Origin of the sequence: Pseudoduganella aquatica (assembly GCF_009857595.1) — a bacterium.
Classification (GTDB): Bacteria; Pseudomonadota; Gammaproteobacteria; order Burkholderiales; family Burkholderiaceae_D; genus Rugamonas; species Rugamonas aquatica_A.
In genome coordinates this window covers 1-255 of the sequence record NZ_WWCU01000163.1, presented here as the reverse complement: position 1 = coordinate 255, position 255 = coordinate 1, and the positions used below count along the sequence as shown (strand labels likewise).

The 255-nt window shown below is 52.2% G+C and carries 1 rRNA gene; it reads right to left on the bottom strand.

From position 1 onward, the window contains the following. Nucleotides 1-255, bottom strand: a 16S ribosomal RNA gene (locus GTP77_RS31510); the annotation flags it as partial.

Here is a 255-nt window from a genome sequence, read left to right as displayed (position 1 = left end):
TTCGTAGCAACTAATGACAAGGGTTGCGCTCGTTGCGGGACTTAACCCAACATCTCACGACACGAGCTGACGACAGCCATGCAGCACCTGTGTGAAGGTTCCCTTTCGGGCACTCCCCAATCTCTCGAGGATTCCTTCCATGTCAAGGGTAGGTAAGGTTTTTCGCGTTGCATCGAATTAATCCACATCATCCACCGCTTGTGCGGGTCCCCGTCAATTCCTTTGAGTTTTAATCTTGCGACCGTACTCCCCAGG